The sequence below is a fragment of the Noviherbaspirillum cavernae genome (assembly GCF_003590875.1).
GTDB lineage: Bacteria > Pseudomonadota > Gammaproteobacteria > Burkholderiales > Burkholderiaceae_D > Noviherbaspirillum > Noviherbaspirillum cavernae.
Window position 1 is genome coordinate 787,964 of sequence record NZ_QYUN01000002.1, and the last position, 16,799, is coordinate 804,762.

Annotated in this window: 15 protein-coding genes; 10 read left to right on the forward strand and 5 right to left on the reverse strand. The window is 53.5% G+C overall.

Annotated features, from left to right (window positions below):
• Window positions 1-7: 7 nt before the first annotated feature.
• Window positions 8-928 (reverse strand): AAA family ATPase, encoded by a 921-nt coding sequence (locus D3870_RS03825; protein ID WP_119736801.1) that lies wholly within the window; start codon window positions 926-928, stop codon window positions 8-10.
• Between the two features lie 182 nt (window positions 929-1,110).
• Here D3870_RS03825 and D3870_RS03830 point away from each other — a divergent pair, with 182 nt between their 5' ends.
• A complete protein-coding gene (locus D3870_RS03830; RefSeq protein ID WP_119736802.1) occupies window positions 1,111-2,052 on the forward strand; it encodes a histone deacetylase family protein in 942 nt (313 codons plus the stop codon).
• Window positions 2,053-2,123: 71 nt separating this feature from the next.
• Window positions 2,124-3,041 (forward strand): ribosome biogenesis GTPase YlqF, encoded by a 918-nt coding sequence (gene ylqF / locus D3870_RS03835; RefSeq protein WP_119736804.1) that lies wholly within the window; start codon window positions 2,124-2,126, stop codon window positions 3,039-3,041.
• A gap of 302 nt (window positions 3,042-3,343) precedes the next feature.
• Here the strand turns inward: ylqF and groL are convergent, their stop codons facing one another.
• The 4 genes from groL to D3870_RS03855 all read right to left on the reverse strand — a co-directional run bounded on the left by groL (window position 3,344) and on the right by D3870_RS03855 (window position 7,676).
• Window positions 3,344-4,993, reverse strand: a complete 1,650-nt coding sequence (gene groL, locus D3870_RS03840) for a chaperonin GroEL (protein ID WP_119736806.1) — start codon at window positions 4,991-4,993, stop codon at window positions 3,344-3,346.
• Between the two features lie 36 nt (window positions 4,994-5,029).
• Window positions 5,030-5,320 carry a co-chaperone GroES gene (gene groES / locus D3870_RS03845; RefSeq protein WP_119736808.1) on the reverse strand — a complete coding sequence of 97 codons (291 nt, stop codon included), beginning with the start codon at window positions 5,318-5,320 and terminating at the stop codon, window positions 5,030-5,032.
• Window positions 5,321-5,673: 353 nt separating this feature from the next.
• A complete protein-coding gene (locus tag D3870_RS03850) occupies window positions 5,674-7,203 on the reverse strand; it encodes a TniQ family protein (RefSeq protein WP_119736810.1) in 1,530 nt (509 codons plus the stop codon).
• 5 nt (window positions 7,204-7,208) lie between these two features.
• The gene (locus D3870_RS03855) at window positions 7,209-7,676 is read right to left on the reverse strand and encodes a helix-turn-helix domain-containing protein (RefSeq protein ID WP_119736812.1); all 468 of its coding nucleotides are present in this window, start codon (window positions 7,674-7,676) and stop codon (window positions 7,209-7,211) included.
• Between the two features lie 81 nt (window positions 7,677-7,757).
• Between D3870_RS03855 and D3870_RS03860 the strand changes: the two genes are divergently transcribed.
• The 8 genes from D3870_RS03860 (at window position 7,758) to D3870_RS03890 (ending at window position 16,506) form a co-directional block, all read left to right on the forward strand.
• The gene (locus D3870_RS03860; protein WP_119736814.1) at window positions 7,758-8,018 is read left to right on the forward strand and encodes a DNA-binding protein; all 261 of its coding nucleotides are present in this window, start codon (window positions 7,758-7,760) and stop codon (window positions 8,016-8,018) included.
• A gap of 265 nt (window positions 8,019-8,283) precedes the next feature.
• Window positions 8,284-9,267: a PDDEXK family nuclease gene (locus D3870_RS03865; RefSeq protein ID WP_119736816.1), complete on the forward strand. Its 984-nt coding sequence runs from the start codon at window positions 8,284-8,286 to the stop codon at window positions 9,265-9,267.
• A 41-nt stretch (window positions 9,268-9,308) separates the two neighbouring features.
• Complete coding sequence (locus tag D3870_RS03870; RefSeq protein ID WP_199710497.1) at window positions 9,309-11,291, forward strand: hypothetical protein; 1,983 nt, start codon at window positions 9,309-9,311, stop codon at window positions 11,289-11,291.
• Window positions 11,288-12,526 (forward strand): TniB family NTP-binding protein, encoded by a 1,239-nt coding sequence (locus tag D3870_RS21925; RefSeq protein ID WP_147375693.1) that lies wholly within the window; start codon window positions 11,288-11,290, stop codon window positions 12,524-12,526. The genes D3870_RS03870 and D3870_RS21925 overlap by 4 nt, the downstream gene beginning before the upstream one ends.
• Before the next feature lie 314 nt (window positions 12,527-12,840).
• Window positions 12,841-13,928, forward strand: a protein-coding gene (locus tag D3870_RS03875; protein WP_119736820.1) for an IS3 family transposase whose coding sequence is annotated in 2 segments (ribosomal slippage) — window positions 12,841-13,093 and window positions 13,093-13,928 — 1,089 coding nt in all. Because the reading frame shifts where the segments join, the coding sequence is not laid out codon by codon here.
• A gap of 25 nt (window positions 13,929-13,953) precedes the next feature.
• A complete protein-coding gene (locus D3870_RS03880; RefSeq protein ID WP_119736822.1) occupies window positions 13,954-14,271 on the forward strand; it encodes a lysozyme in 318 nt (105 codons plus the stop codon).
• Window positions 14,272-14,314: 43 nt separating this feature from the next.
• A complete protein-coding gene (locus tag D3870_RS03885; protein ID WP_119736824.1) occupies window positions 14,315-16,135 on the forward strand; it encodes a hypothetical protein in 1,821 nt (606 codons plus the stop codon).
• A complete protein-coding gene (locus D3870_RS03890) occupies window positions 16,132-16,506 on the forward strand; it encodes a DCC1-like thiol-disulfide oxidoreductase family protein (RefSeq protein ID WP_119736826.1) in 375 nt (124 codons plus the stop codon). The genes D3870_RS03885 and D3870_RS03890 overlap by 4 nt, the downstream gene beginning before the upstream one ends.
• The last annotated feature ends 293 nt before the right edge of the window (window positions 16,507-16,799 follow it).

A 16,799-nucleotide genomic window follows, 5' to 3' on the forward strand; every position in this document is an offset into this window, starting at 1 on the left:
GGACGAGTCAGACGGCGACGGATTTCATCAATTGCACCACCAGGTCGCGGCTGCCCAGCGCCGAACTGCCGGCGGATTTGAGCGGCCGCAGGCGATGCGCGGCGACCGGCACCAGCACTGCCTGCACGTCTTCCGGAATGACGTGATCACGCCCTTCCAGTGCGGCCCATGCACGCGAGGCATGCAGCAGTGCAATCGCCGCGCGCGGACTCATGCCTTCCGCAAAGAGACCGCTCTGGCGCGATGCCTGCGCCAGCGCCTGCACATAGTCGATCAGCGCGGGCGCGACATGCACCGACTTCAGCGCTGCCTGCGCCGCCAACAGCGCTTCCGGTTGCATCGCCGTGCGCAATGCCTTGAGCATCGTCCTGCGGTCTTCGCCCATCAGCAGGGCGCGTTCTGCCGCGGCATCCGGGTAGCCGAGGGACAGGCACATCAGGAAGCGGTCGAGTTGGGATTCCGGCAACTGGAATGTGCCGATCTGATGCGTCGGGTTTTGCGTCGCGATGACGAAATAGGGGGCCGGCAATTCACGCGTCACGCCGTCGGCGGTGACCTGCCGCTCTTCCATCGCCTCCAGCAGTGCGGACTGCGTTTTCGGCGTTGCCCGATTGATTTCATCCGCCAGCAATACCTGCGTGAACACGGGGCCGGGATGAAACACGAAACCGTTCTTCTCGCGGTTGAAGATCGACACACCGACCACGTCCGCCGGCAGCAGGTCGCTGGTAAATTGCAGGCGATTGAACTTGAGGCCGAGCGAGATTGCCAGCGCGTGCGCCAGCGTGGTTTTGCCGACACCCGGCACGTCCTCGATCAGCAAGTGCCCGCCGGCCAGCAGGCAGGTCAATGACTGGCGGATTTGCAGGTCCTTGCCGACGACGATCTGGCTGATTTGCTGCGCAACGGCGTGGAGTTTGGCGAACATGGATTTTCCGGAAGTCAGATGAGGCGAAACGGAGGGTTGGTATTTTGTTATTGAGAATTCGCAAGCCGCTTCTATGTATGTCATATGCAGAATGACATGACTTGTCACTTTCTTCGCTACACTATCGCGATTCCAGTTGAGATTCTATTCGAGAATATCAGCGTCTACGTTGCTTGCGCCCAATGACTACCGCTATCTACACACATGCCGACTGCAAGCTCCATGAAATGGGGCTCTGGCATCCGGAATCGCCATCCCGCCTGCAGGCGATCGAAGACCAGTTGATCGCGAGCCGTGTGGACAGCCTGCTGGAACATCGTGACGCGCCCGAGGCGGACGTGTCGTGCATTGCCCGTGTGCATACAGTCGAGGCGATCGCGCGTGTGCGCGATAACGTGCCGCCGATGCTTGGAAGGCAATCCGGCTACTACCCGCTCGATGCCGATACTGTCCTCAATGCCTATAGCTGGCGGGCGGCATTGCGCGCGGCGGGCGCCGCTGTTGCGGCAACCGATGCAGTCATCGCGGGTGAACTGGACAATGCCTTCTGCGCTACGCGCCCGCCGGGCCATCATGCGCGGCCGTCCGAGGCGATGGGATTTTGCCTGTTCGGCAATGTCGCCATTGCAGCACGGCACGCAATGGATGTGCACGGCTTGCAGCGCGTGGCGATCGTGGATTTCGACGTGCATCACGGCAATGGCACCGAGGAAGCGTTCAGGGATGAACCGCGTGTAGTGATGGTGAGTTTCTTTCAACATCCGTTCTATCCCTACAGCGGTGACGGCCCGCACGGCGACAACATGGTCAATGTTCCGGTGCCGGCCTATACCTGCGGCGAGGAAGTGCGCGAGGTGGTCACGAGCAAATGGTTGCCGGCATTGCATGCACACAAGCCGGAGATGATTTTCATCTCGGCCGGATTCGACGCGCATCGCGAAGACGATCTGGGGCAGATGGGTCTGGTGGAAGCGGATTTTGCATGGATCACGCGGCAGGTGAAGGATATTGCCGAACAGTATGCACAGGGCCGCATCGTCAGCTGCCTCGAAGGCGGCTACAACCTGTCGGCGCTGGGACGCAGTGTGGTCGCCCACTTGAAGGTGCTGGCCGATATCGATTGACCCCGTATTGGCACGAGTGTGCGCAAGGGCAGCAGGTAAAATAGCGGCTTGATCCCGCTATAAAGCCAAGCATGTCCATACAATGGTTCCCCGGTCACATGAACGCCGCCCGCAAGAAGGCGGCGGAATCCATGGAAAAGACCGACCTCGTCATCGAAGTGCTGGATGCGCGTCTGCCGCAAGCCAGTGCCAATCCGATGATCGAGCAGCTGCGCAAGCACCGTCAGCGCCCCTGCCTGAAAATCCTCAACAAGGCCGACTTGGCCGACCCTGCGGCCACCAAAGCCTGGCTCGAGTACTACAGCCGCCAGAAGGATGTGCACGCGGTGGCGCTCTCCTGCAAGAAACCGGCCGACGTCGCGAAGATTCCCAATCTGTGCCTGAAGATTGCCCCGCATCGCGGCAGCGCGCTCAAGCCCTTGCGCATGATGATCATGGGCATTCCCAACGTCGGCAAATCGACGCTGATGAATGCCTTGCTCAAAAAACGCGTCGCGGCGGTGGGCGACGAACCCGCCGTCACCAAGACGCAGCAACGCCTTTACCTCGGCAACAACATGGTGCTGGTCGATACGCCCGGCATGATGTGGCCGAAAATCGAGCATCCGAGCGATGGCCTGATGCTGGCTGCCAGCCATGCCATCGGCACCAATGCGGTGATCGAGGAGGAGGTCGCGACCTTCCTCGCCGATCAGCTGCTGCTGCGCTATCCGGCGCTGCTCACGGCGCGCTATGGATTCGCGACCGATGGCATCGACGGCATCAGCGTGGTGGAAGGCGTGGCGCAGAAACGCGGCTTCCGCCTCAAGGGTGGCGAGATGGATTTTGAAAAGGGCGCGCACACCTTGTTGCAGGACTACCGCAGCGGTGCGCTGGGGCGAATCAGCCTGGAAACGCCGGAGAGCCGCAAAGTATTGCTGGCGACCTATCAGCCGCCGCCATCACTCGGTGAACAGCAAGAAGATGTGGGAGAGGATGAAGGACATTGAATGCCATGTGCACTGTCGTAGCGCGATGGGGTGGCGCTGACGTGGCATGCAAGCGTGGTGACAAGTTCGATCCCTTGTCGGAAGAATCTGGCATGCAACATGATGGATGTGTCGGCTCTGGAGGGTGTGCAGGGACTGACCGAGAAATCACCCTGTATGGAGCGATTGGCGACGTGTGATCTACTTCAGGACGGCGCATCCACAATCGGTAACGATAAAAAAAGACCCGCAAGATTGATGTCTTGCGGGTCTTTTGCGTTGTGGACAGCGGAAGGTATCGCTACCTTCTCGCAGTCGGCAAATTACATCATGCCTTCCATGCCACCCATACCGCCCATGCCACCCATACCGCCCATGCCACCGCCAGCCGGTTTGTCTTCAACCTGCTCGGCTACCATGCAGTCGGTCGTCAGCATCAGGCCGGCGATCGAAGCGGCGTTTTGCAGCGCCGAACGGGTCACCTTGGCTGGATCCAGCACGCCCATTTCGACCATGTCGCCGTAGGTGCCGTTGGCAGCGTTGTAACCGAAGTTACCTTTGCCTTCCAGAACCTTGTTGACCACGACCGAAGCTTCGTCACCTGCGTTTTGAACGATCATGCGCAGCGGCTCTTCAATTGCGCGCAGGACGATCTTGATGCCAGCTTCTTGATCGGCGTTGTCGCCCTTGACGGACAGGTTCGAACGAGCGCGCAGCAGTGCAACGCCGCCGCCTGCAACAATGCCTTCTTCAACCGCGGCACGGGTTGCGTGCAGCGCGTCTTCCACGCGGGCTTTCTTTTCCTTCATTTCGACTTCGGTGGCAGCGCCAACCTTGATCACGGCAACACCGCCTGCCAGCTTGGCAACGCGCTCTTGCAGTTTTTCACGGTCGTAGTCGGAAGTCGCTTCTTCGATTTGCACGCGGATTTGCTTGACGCGCGCTTCGATGGCGACGTGTTGACCTGCGCCGTCGATCACGGTGGTGTTTTCCTTGCCGATTTCGATGCGCTTTGCCTGGCCGAGGTCGTTCAGCGTGACTTTTTCGAGTGTCAGGCCGACTTCTTCAGCGATCACCTGGCCGCCGGTCAGGATCGCGATGTCTTCCAGCATCGCCTTGCGACGGTCGCCGAAGCCAGGAGCCTTGACGGCGCAGGTCTTCAGGATGCCACGGATGTTATTGACGACCAGAGTCGCCAGCGCTTCGCCTTCGACGTCTTCAGCGATGATCAGCAGCGGACGGCCAGCCTTGGCAACTTGTTCCAGCACCGGCAGCAGATCGCGGATGTTGGTGATCTTCTTGTCGAACAGCAGGATGAACGGGTTTTCCAGAACAGCAACTTGCTTGTCCGGGTTGTTGATGAAGTACGGGGACAGGTAGCCGCGGTCGAATTGCATGCCTTCCACGATGTCCAGCTCGTCGTGCAGGGACTTGCCATCTTCAACAGTGATCACGCCTTCCTTGCCGACCTTTTCCATCGCTTCAGCGATGCGGTCGCCGATGGAGGCGTCGCTGTTGGCGGAGATGGCGCCGACCTGGGCGATTTCCTTGGAGGTGGTGCAGGGCTTGGCGATCTTCTGCAGTTCTTCGACAGTGGCGGCCACAGCCTTGTCGATGCCGCGCTTCAGGTCCATCGGGTTCATGCCGGCGGCGACGAACTTCATGCCTTCGCGCACGATTGCCTGAGCCAGCACGGTTGCGGTTGTTGTACCGTCACCGGCGTTGTCGGAAGTCTTGGAAGCGACTTCCTTGACCATCTGCGCGCCCATGTTCATGAGCTTGTCTTTGAGCTCGATCTCTTTCGCGACCGAGACGCCGTCCTTGGTGACGGTCGGGGCGCCGAAGGAACGCTCCAGCACGACGTTGCGGCCTTTCGGGCCGAGGGTGACTTTAACGGCGTTGGCGAGGATGTTCACGCCTTCGACCATCTTGGCACGGGCGGAATCGCCGAAAATTACTTCTTTAGCTGCCATGTTCGTAACTCCTTGATTATTCGTTGGAAATTCGTATTACTTCTGGACGACTGCCATGATGTCTTCTTCGCGCATCACGAGCAGTTCTTCGCCGTCGACCTTGACGGTCTGGCCGGAATATTTGCCGAACAGCACGCGATCGCCGACCTTGACTTCCAGCGCACGGACTTTGCCATCTTCGAGGACCTTGCCGTTGCCGACGGCCAGAATTTCACCTTGATCAGGCTTTTCTGCAGCGGCTTCAGGGAGAACGATGCCGGACGCAGTCTTGGTTTCCTGGTCCAGGCGCTTGACGATGACGCGATCGTGCAAAGGACGAAGGTTCATACAAACTCCTTTAAATTCAATAGGTTATGTTTTTGCGGCAGGTTTGCTGCAAGGTGCACTTCACCGTGCAGCCGGGCCGCACTGGAAATGTTGGAAGGCCAGAGGAGATTCTTGTTAGCACTCTCTCCTGACGAGTGCTAAGTATATGGGCGGCTTTTTGTTTTTTCAAGGCGGGGTGGTCACGAACAATAAAGTCTGTCAGGCGGGAATAAAGTCTGTCTGAACAGGAAAAAAAGAAAATGGTGGAAGATGGAGAGGGATTGATTGTCGAAATGCAACCAAATCTTCCATTCGGAAAGGCTGCCTGCATCGATTGGGTATGCAGAAATGCGCTTGTCAGAACCAGACGGATATCAAATCCCGGAAAGCCCGCTTGGCAAACGCTTTTTTCTTACTCGGGGGCTAGGTGGAGACTTGTAACGAGTGTTGCGCACGATTTTGTCGAGGGCAGCTTTTAGCTTGCTTCCTGACATGCGGATTAGTGATTCAACTTCTTCAATAGATGCTTGGTTACAGGCACAAGCATCGGCCATGGATTGGCCTGATAGAAACGCATGAGCTGCAAGAATGGTAGAGCTAGATCGTCCCAACCCTGGTAAACCTTGTCTCAATAAACCTATGGACACAGTGCTACTCGGAATTGCCAGTCGTTCTGCGACGTGACTTACCACTCCCTCCTGAGCGACATATTCGTCAAACACTTTCCAGCTTCCCCAAAAAGCAGCGCCGGGCGCTCTGTCTGGAGAGGGGCATGAGGGGTTGAAGATTTCAGCGACAGCTTGCTGCTCGTCCTCATAGAACAACGCAGCAAGCAGGCTTAAAGTCGCAGTGGTATAGCGCGTGGCATCGGGGCTGCAAATGCCGTCAATGGATGAGATGTATTTGTGCGGTATCCAATGTACCCGGGGAATCGTCTCTTCCAACCACCACCGAGGCAGAAGCTCCATCAGACGATTGCCGACGGTTGGGCGAGTTCCTAGCTTTGAAATTCGCAGATCGGCGATTCGCGCCTTTTTGCCGAGCACGATGCTTGCGGCTCGGCTATCAATAGTAGGTCTTTGCTCGAATATCTCATTCACGATGTAAGCATATCGTTTCAGAAATGCTGTTTGCTCTGGATGGAATTCCTGCGCTCTTTGTTCAATGACGGCATCGGTGATTTCATGCGGACATTGATCAAAAGCGTCTCGGCGCGGCACGGTTGACAAGAGACTATGGTGTTCCATGCACCAAAGGGCTCCGGGTAACTGATGCTCACGTCGCCAATAAGAAAAGCCCATTGAGGATAAATCTTCTTGCGCACATTGCCAGCAATATCGAGGATGTTTTCCGCCGAGTTTGAACGGTGCATGGCGCTCAACAGCTTCCCTATGCCGTGTCGATTTTGTCCCCGGTTTGTTGAGCTTCAGGCCTTCAAGGGCATTGAAAAACGGTGTCAGCGTATGTTGATGTATGAGCTGCTCACGCGGCATGTGCAAAATGCTGGCGACATGCTGGAAAAAATCAGCATCCGCTGGAATGTTTGTATCGAGGCTGCGAGCATGAGCTTCGATGAGAGCTTCGATTTTCTCTTTGGGCCCTATGCAATTGACGGATCGCATACGCCCGCGCCAGCCTTGTATCACTTCATCAGGTAATGGCCTGCAAATTTCCAGTCGTGGCGTTGTTTCCTTAGACGGCGTAGATGGGGTTCGTTTAGGTAAGCGAACGACGCGCCCGGTGGAAAATAGTATAGATTTGCTGTCGGCTACTTTGGTTCGTTCTTGTTGAATAAAGGATGAAAATTTCTGATCAAGGGAATCCCTATCTTGAGGAATCTTTCTGTGCTCATCAATCAGGCGTTGTAGAGCAGAGGCCGCACTTGAAATGATGTCGTCATCCATTGATGCTACCTCTTTCCATGGGCTTTCATCTGCTGAGACATCAGAAGGCTGGTATCAAAGTTTTCAGGCAGTGTCCCAAGCTCCATTTGAATCAAAACGTCTCGAATCATCCGAAAAAGCACGCGACGGGATTCGGCGCTGAGATGACCATCGGGTTCAGCTTCTGCACACATTTCCACCCACTCAAAGGCACGACGTTCAACACGATCTTGTTGTTCGGATCGAAGTTCACCGGTATATGCCTTTGACGCCGATATGAGATAGACCAAGTCCACGCCAGCAGCACCAATTGCGGAAAGATAACGAGTCGTCGGCGCCGAAGCCTCCGATTCGTATTGAAGTTGCGCCAAACGACCGACGCCGCCGATTTGGGCCAACTCGACTTGATTTAGACCCAAGCGTTTCCGTTCCTCTTTCAGTCTCAGCCCGAGGCCTGGCGGGATACCGGGTGGTGTAGATGTTTGTGTAGTCATGTTATTGATTGTATGTACAGGTATTGAATTTAACAAGTATGTGTTAAATTGTCTAAATATCTGTACTTTCGGATAAAATCCATGTCGGAGACCCTGCTAGATACCGCTATTGCGAAGAAGTTATTCGAGGCATCGGGCATCTCTGTGGCCGAATGGGCGAGGGTGCGCGGGTTTTCTACAGGTTTGGTTTACCAAGTCCTGGAAGGACGGCGCAAATGTCTGAGAGGGCAAAGTCACCAGATTGCCATCGCTCTAGGATTGAAGCGAGGTATGACTTTGGAAATGGACGAGCTATCTCGTCGACTCATTGCAAACGTGACGGTCGCTAGCACCGAGAAATAGGACTTCTGTAGCGCAAAACAAAAAGCCGAACCCCTCATTGCTGAAAGATTCGGCTTGCCCGCTAAACGCGAGAGACTTCTTGGTAGCACTTGAAGTATCTCCTGTTTTCCCGGGCAAGTCAAAGGTCCTGTGTCGCTTATACATTCATAAATCCCATATGGATGTATCAAATTAATTGCTTTTGACTATCTGCGGGAGAACCATATGCTAGACCCTCACCTCGTTTCCACATTCGTCCGGCTAATCCTGATGTCGTGAGGCCGTGATGGGAAACTCAAGAGCTGTTTCTCGGCTGAAAACCCTGTACCAACGCCAGCAGAATCCTTCGTGGGACGCGTCTTATGTGCCGGGGATTCTCGCCACCCCTAAGGAGGCGCCGTCCATTTCGCGTGCCTATACCCTGACGCCATCCAAACTGGCTGGTCGCGAAGTCCATTTATTGTCGACAGCAGAGCGTGACGCTGCCTTATTGGGGCTTTATCACCCAGCCATCATTGGCTTGCAAGAGCAGCGCATGCTGTCTCCGGGACCCACCACACATCCGCTTTGGACCTTTCCGAACATTGATCGCAGTGCGTTGCCTCCACTAAAAGGAGTGATTGATGTAGCCGAGCGCCTCAATGTTCTGGATGTATTGCCTCGGATTGTGGTTCCTCATCCAGAGCGAACTGGTGAGAGGATGCCGCTCATCTATCCATGGTGTGGAGATTTGTTGTGGGCTATTGTGCGTCCGGACGGGCGAACCGATTGTATCAACTGGTCCATCAAGGACAAACGACAAAATTTCATGCGGCCGGGGCCAACCCGTTTTGGCAAATTGCGCCCCTCAGACTTTATTCGCAAGGTGCTGGCGCGGCACGAGGTCGAAGCTGCTTACTATGCGAATGCCAATATCCGAACAGTGCAGATTGCAGGTGAAGAGATTGATTCACACGTTGCTGCCAACCTGAGACAGCTCTTTCTTCATCATCGTCGACAGTTATTCATCACAGATAACCAGCGAGCGGAAATTCTCCATCGCTTCCAGTCAGCCCTTGCGCATGGGATCACCCCGGCCGAAGTAATTACCGTGCTTGCAGAGCGAGGGCGTTATTCGGTGGATCAATGCCGATCTGCTTTTTACCAAGCGATTTGGGAAAATAAACTAAAGGTCGATTTATTTCAACCAATCCTGATCAATTGCCCAATGCGTCCCGAGATTGAGGATGTCACTGTCAAGTATGCCAAGTGGTTTGATGTCACACCATGATGATCGGGACGCAAATCATCGCTCCTGAAGGATGTGGCCCATTGGTCAAAGACGTCGTCTATCACCTCTTGCATAACGGTGCTCAAAGCGGTCGAATTTTGATGGTGCATTTTGATGTCGGCAAAGATGTCGGCATGCCCAAAGCCTCTCTGTTTTCGATAGCAAGGCGCCTCTTTGAGGAAGGAGTTGCCACAAGCCGAATCGTTCCAGTTGCTCAGCAATTAGCGCTTCCACCATGGTTGAGGCAGTTCGAGGGCGTGAATCTGGAGGAACAGGATGGGCTTCGTGCCAAGGCAAAGCTTTCCAATAGAGAGCGAGTGGAAAATCGGCTTTTGCACATCACTTCCGCTGTACGCATCATCGAAAGCATTTTGTCCGACCAAGATCCGCAAGCGGAAATCAATCGCCGCGCAGCTCAATGTAATCCGCCGCAACATCCATCGCGATTTCGTCTATGGCTGCTGACATATCTTTGCTTTGGTCGGGACATGTGGGCACTGCTTCCCCCTTTCCATCGAAGTGGCCATTGGAATCGAGAGCGTTATCCGGATCGCAAATTTGGCGCTCCTTCTCTAGCCCATGGAAAGCACTATGGCCATGGCAGCAGTAGGGAAATGACAGAGGCTTGCATCAAGAGTTATCGAAAGCGCGCTCAACTCGGGAAGCCCATGGCCACCATTTATGCCGAAGCTATGGTGGAGGATTTTCATTGCCGAGTCATTACGCATGAATCCGGCATGAAGTCCTACGTGCAGTTTCAAGGAGAACCGTTTCCTACCTATTGGCAATTTCGATATCGGGTCGTGAAAGCGTTTGGCAAAGAGATGATCCAGAAACTACGTTATGGATCAGTGCGATACAGAACACGGATTGCAGAATCCAGAGGACGGTTTTCCGAAGAGGTCTCCAACTTGATGGAGCGGGTTGAAGCCGACGGTTTCTATGTGAAGGAGCGGCCCAAAGGTTATGTAGAAGGGACGAATCTGCCTCCCTTGTGCGTTGTCGTTAGCAGGGATGTGTTGTCTGGAATGAAGTTGGGAATTGGATTCTCGTTTGGCGCAGAAAGGGCAACGGCTTATCGAATGATGCTGTTCTGTATGGCGATACCGAAGAACTATTTTTGTCGGTTGTTCGGTGTGCCGTTCGTGCCAGGTGAGTGGCCTAACCAAGGATTACCAGGGCATTTCGGAATTGACCGTGGCCCATGGGCACGAAAGGAATTGATCGAGGCAATGGAGAAGCGTTTCCCGATTCGGGATATGGCGCCTTCATGGTCAGGGCAGTCAAAAGCTACTGTGGAATCCTCGCACCCCAAAGATTTGAAATTCGAAGGGAAACCAACTTATGTGCAAAGCGAGCTGACTCCGGTTGAATTGGCAAAGCGGGAAATCATACGGCTGATTCAATTCAATAATGGCGCTGACATGGAAGCACGCTTCGATCCAGACAGAGACTTGGCGTACGTGGCGCCAAGTCCTGTCGGACTATGGAACTATTACGACGAACGGTTCCGGAATGATGGGCAGCCCATGCGGGTCGACGAAGCGATCCGGACATTTTTGACGCCAATCGAATTTCTGGTGCGAGAAGATGGCGTGTATTTGGATGGACGTCGATATTCTTCAGAAGAGTTCGAAGCTACAGGAACATTGGAGCGTTGCGGAATTTCACAAGGTATGCACTCTCGTGTTCAGGGGTATGTGCTGGATATGTGCGTGCGGCATGTATGGATTGAGGTCGATGGAAGATTGCTAGAACTGGATGCCAAGCTTCGGATACGCGGCGATGAAGAAACACTATGGATGTCGATTGCGGAACTGGATCAATGGGCCGAGGCACGTCGTGCAGTCAATTCTGCATACCGCGCGCATCAGCATGCCAATACATCAGATTATCGACAGCGTTTTGAACAGAGCACGGGTAAATCTTGGGAAGCGGGTCAGCGAAAATCCGGAAAGCCAAAGCGTGCTAGCAATTTTAATGCTGCAGGGACGAGTTCTTCTGGCAAGCGGAGATCTGCATGAAAAATCAATTCCCTTCCTATTGGGCCAATCGTTTCGAGGCTCTGCTTGATACGGAAGCGCTCAAGCAGCGTGCTATGGTCACAGCTCCTCCGTTGACCAATCTCGCTTCGCTCCCCACGGAATTGGCATGCCATCAGCTTGAGGCAGCACTGGCAACCGTGTTTTATCCGACGACACAATGCGTGTCCATCTTGAAACGTTTAATCGGTGTGGCATATGCCCATTGTCTTGCTCAATATCCGGACGGGAAAACCTTTCTCCAAGGTTTGTATGCGCCTGATGCTCCGTTTCCTGATTTCTCTCCCCCCATTTGTTTGACGGGATTGGCCGGTACCGGCAAAACAGAATTGATCAAGGCATTCTGCCGAATATATGGAAACGATGGCCAGGTAATGGTTGACGAAAGCCATTCACCATTCCCTATCAAAGGTCCATGGATGATCACGGTGCACGCCCGTAGCTCCCCAATGGATATATTCAGTTCCCTTATTCAAACGAAGGGACGGCTTGCCGACCTCATCATAAAATGCCGACGTTTGGCCTATCGTGACGGGGTCCCATTTTTGATTGGGGATGAGTTCCAGTTTACTTCAGGCAGTGAAAGCGCAAATACGCGTGTTGCTCAGATGTTGCTATCACTCGGTTATATCGGACTCCCTTTTGTATTTGTTGGAAATTACAGTTTGATTCGGCGACTCCAACGTCGCCCAGGTGAAGAGCAACAGCGCTTGCTGGCAAGCCCGATCATAGTATTTCCTGATTCCGCAGAAAGTCTGGATTGGCAAGAAACATTGAAAGTACAGTGTGACGTAGCTCCAGACATTTTAGTATTTGATCCAATTCGGGATGCAGAAGCATTGCATGCTTATTCCGCAGGGCGGAAGCGAGCCATGGCAAAGTTATTGATATTGGCTTTTAGTAGAGAGCACCCGCATGGAGGAAAAGTGACTCTTGGAGCGATACATCGTGCTTACCATGCGAGTGAATATGCGGTCTATCGTGAAGAGACAGAAATTTTGACAACACAGGCGATTCAAAATCGTCCGAACGAGAAAAGGAAGGATTTATGGTGCCCGATTCCATTACCACGTAACACCGCAACGACATTTTTGGATTCGTCGATTGAGGCCAGTGCAGAAAGGATGGCAGAGGCTGAGTTGACGGCAGCCTTGACATACGAAGAGCGCCAACATCTATCCGAGATAAAACGAAATATCTTAAAGGGGGAATGGTAAATCCGGTCAGGTCGTATCGCTTCGCAATAAAGTCACCGCTGCTGATTTGACGCAGAATGCAAACCTTTATAAGGATGCGCTGTAGCTCACCTGAATGGATTTTTTCCCCTTGGGTCATTTAGCTCGCTTAAGCGCAAGTCAAGCCATCATGTGCGGACTCAGGTGCAATTGATTAGGAGTGCCGGCTCAAGTTGACTGAATTAAAAGCGCTTTGCTGGTCATGACCACGACCGTTACATTGACCGGTAATCCCCCCGAAAAAGAAGCGGCTTTGAAAGTAGAATTTTCTCCAATCAGAAGCGAGGAAGTTTTGCATGAAAAAGTCACGTTTTTCGGAAAATCAGATCATCGGCATTCTCAAGCAGGCAGAAGCCGGCACGCCGGTGCCGGAGCTGTGCCGCGAGCACGGCATGAGTTCGGCACTGTTTTATCGCTGGCGCAGCAAATACGGCGGCATGGACGCCTCGATGATGGCGTGCATGAAGGAACTCGAAGAAGAGAGCCGCCGTCTGAAGAAGATGTATGCAGAAGAACGCCTGAAGGCAGAAATCATCGCCGAGGCCATGCAAAAAAAATGGTAGCGCCATCTCGACGACGCGAGATGGCGCAATGGGTCGTACAAGCGAAGGCTGTCAGCATTCGAGCAGCATACCAGGCGTTCGGTATCAGCCAGACCCGCTATCGTTATCAGGCCAAGCTGTCGTCAGAGAACAGTGCGATTGCCGATTGGCTGATCCGGTTGACGACCAACCAGCGCAACTGGGGATTCGGGCTGTGCTTTCTGTATCTGCGCAACGTCAAGGGTTACGGCTGGAATCACAAGCGCGTGTACCGGATTTGCCGGGCGCTCGAACTGAACCTGCGCATCAAGCCGAAGAAGCGCCTGGTGCGCGAGAAGCCAGAACCACTGGCCGAACCCAGCGCCGTCAATCAGGTCTGGTCGATGGACTTCATGCATGACCAGCTGTTGGACGGTCGCAGTATCCGGTTGTTCAACGTGATCGATGACTTCAATCGGGAAGGTTTGGGCATCGAAATCGATTTCTTGCTACCGTCCGAGCGCGTTATTCGGACGCTGGAGCGGATCATGGAATGGCGAGGCAGACCCGACAGGATACGTTGCGACAACGGGCCGGAATACGTCAGTGCGGCGCTGGCGACATGGACGCAACGACGAGGGATTCATCTCGAATTCATCCAGCCCGGCAAGCCGCAGCAGAATGCGTACATCGAGCGTTACAACCGCACCGTCCGCTACGACTGGCTGGCGCACTACCTGTTCGACAGCATCGAAGAAGTCCAGGACTTCGCTACCCGATGGCTATGGACCTATAATCACGAACGCCCTAACATGGCCATTGGCGGCATCACGCCGAAACAGAAACTGGCCTTGACTGCATAGTTTCTACTATCAGGCCGCTTCAAAAATGGGGGGATTACCGACTGATCAGCCAATTACCAAGACGGTTGCAGAGATAATGCTGCTGTACATGGTTCGAACGATCTATCTTCCGGCGGTTCTGAAGCTGTGTCCAAACACCGATACGCCGGAACGTCTTGCTGCGTTAATCGACTTCACTTTTAATCTTGGCATAGGGAATCTGCGAGCATCGACACTTCGACGGAAAGTCAATATAGGAGATCGGGATGCAGCTGGGATTGAGATGATGAAGTGGGTAAGCGGTGGTGGCAAGGTGTTACGCGGACTCGTTCTTCGACGCACGGCAGAACGGCAACTTTTGTAGGTGCGTATTAGCATTAGGGAAATAATGGCGGCATAATTGCCCTATGAAAATATTAAACCTTGCCGGCTTGATGCCTTTGCGAGTTAGCTTCCTCGATCGCTTTTTCTTCTTCCGTGGCGGTGCGTATAATGCCGCGATTGCGCGGATGCTCCTAGCCATTTCCCTCTGGCTTTCCATCAAAGAAGCCGGGGATGCTTATTTATGGAATTTTTATGTAGAGAGTTATAAATCCTGGGGGTGGGTTCCTAAAGGCCTCGCCAAAATATTTGTTGCCCCCCCAAACCAAGACTTCGTCATCAATCTGTTTCATCTTTCGCAATTCTTCTGCATCACCATGTTCCTGGGGGTGTTTACCAGGACATCTGCTGTAATCGCTGCGGTCTCAGCCACGCTCTACGCTAGTTTAATAGCGTCTTTTGGGCCGTATTGGTCGCACGGTTTTAATGTTCAACTCTTGGCGGCACTGTCCTTCATGTTTGGTCGGTCAGGTGATGTGCTATCGGTTGACGCGGTAGTGCGCCGGTTTCGCGCACTACCTTCCCCACTCAAAAAGCACGACGGTGAATATTGGTGGCCGGTCCTCTTTGCCGAGCTATCCACCCATATGTTCATGTTCGGCGCGTTTTATCAGAAATTCACGCTGGGCAATGGGGTCTGGTGGGCGTGGTCGGACAACTTGCGCAACTCCCTCGCGGTTTCCTGGGGGCTCGCGCGGTTCAATCCGCCTGAGCTCGTTCTATGGGTGGCCAACAATCCGTGGCTCTACAAAACTGCCGGCACCTTGCAACTTATCGCCCAGTTCTCGACCATCTTTTGCCTGTTCCTAGTGCGGCATCCGGTGCTGCGCCTAGTGATTGGTGGGATGTTCTTTTTCCTTGAGATTGTCGGTTTGACCCGATTGTTTGAGTTCTGGCATCCGTTTTGGGTGCCACTATGTCTTTTGTCAGTTGATTGGGAATGGCTTTACGGGAAAATCACAGGGAAGATCGGGAGGCCTGTATCGACACAACGAGGCTATCTCGTTATGGGTGCTTTCTTGATGGCAGTGCAAAAGCGCGCATTAGACGTGGTTGACAATATCGGTTCGCGCTACCGGCTTGCAGTCTACGCGTTCATGGCTCTTTTTTTTGGGTATTACGCTGCCAATATCATTTGGAAACTTGGTGAGAAGCACCTGAATTACCCGTTTAGCTCAATGGCATTCTTCTCTGAGAATCGTGCGTTGGCCCCATATTCCAAACCGAACTATTTCCCAATATACCGTGGATGGATAGAGGTTGAGACTGTAGATGGAAAGAAGTTGGAGCCGTCAATGATCCCCTCTCCTGTAGTAAATCCGATTCTTATCTCATCAAGGGATGCGTCCGCTCAACAGCAGCTTCATGTGTCCGGCAAGCTCTTGCTGAAAAATGCCTTTTGGATGAACTCACCTCAACTTAGCTCAAGCAGTGAAATTGGAAGTTATCGCACCTATTCGCAGATCGTAGCCGTTCCGCCAAGGCCGCGCCCGGCGCTTCCGATGGTTGTGCTTCATTCGGGTTTAACGTCCATAAGTGACAAGCTGGGATTCAGGGGAGTTACACCGTCATTGACATGGGATGAGGCATCAAAACAATACTTCATCACCGTTGAAGCCTTCGGCTTCCGAGATCCATCGTTCAAGATACTGGCACGGAAAAATGTTCGCGAGGAACCGCAGGAGGTCGACCCCAAGGAGTTGGCTGGTGCGTGGCGAGGCAACCGATTCTTTATCAAGCACACGGGTGATGGAGCATTCTTATACACTCTCATTGAGGTCGCGGATAAAGCGCTCGGCGTGACCGAAACCTACGCTGGTCCGGAAAATTTTCAGAGTTACCGATGAGAGAAGGCAATTACATCCTATATGACGGCGATTGCCCATTCTGTTCCAACTTCGTCAAGCTGGTGCGACTTAAGAAGGCAGTAGGCCCGGTTACGCTTCTCAACATGAGAGAAAACACGGACTTAGCTTCGCACTATAGGCGAAAGGGTTACAACCTTGATCAGGGCATGCTTCTGCATCTCGGCGGCGAGGACTATTGGGGAGCTGATTGCATGAATCGTATCGCACTGCTCAGCTCGGATAGCGATGTCTTCAACAAATTGAATGCGGTAGTTTTTAGGCATAAGCGCCTGTCAAAACTTATTTATCCGTTATTGCGCGCAGGTCGAAACGTGACGTTGTGGCTGATGGGGCGCGGCAGAATAGCGTGAAACCGGTGGTTCGAGGAAATGACAGCTTTTTTGCCAGCATTTCTGTAGAGCCCGCATGAAATAAGGGCGTTTGGTATATTCGAATCCCCCTCTCGCCAAGCGTTTAAAAGGCCTCCAGACTGGAGGCCTTGTTATTTGTGCCAAGGCTACTGCAAGGGCCTCCCCATCTTGATCAACCGTAAGCGGTTGTTTCTCTGCACGTATGCCGTGATTCGCTACTACGCGGGAAGTTGACATGCCATCAGTATTGCCATTTTTGCCTGCTGCCCGCGACGTGAGCCTGTTGCGTACGC